Source organism: Pantoea latae (assembly GCF_002077695.1).
In the GTDB taxonomy this organism is placed as follows: Bacteria; Pseudomonadota; Gammaproteobacteria; order Enterobacterales; family Enterobacteriaceae; genus Pantoea; species Pantoea latae.
The window spans coordinates 1-249 of the sequence record NZ_MWUE01000063.1; the positions used below are offsets into that span (position 1 = coordinate 1).

The window sequence follows — 249 nt, forward strand, 5'->3', positions numbered from 1 at the left end:
GGATGGCAGACGAGTAATCTGCAATCACGATTTTATCGCCGAAATCCGGCTCTTCATGAATGGCAATACCATCAATGGTTTCATTCGGGCAGTAGTGAACATAGGCTGCATCATCACTGAGCTGCCATTCGCTCATCGGCTTCACGCCGATACCGTCTTCCGATTCGGTTCTGACATTAATAATGTTCGGTGTGCAATATTTTTTTGCTTCTTCTGCCGCACATTCCGCCCAGTATCCGCCCACCACAT

General features: G+C 48.2%; 1 pseudogene. It reads right to left on the minus strand.

The features are described from left to right. Positions 1–249 (minus strand): annotated as a pseudogene (locus B2J69_RS23445) (phosphoserine transaminase); the annotation flags it as partial.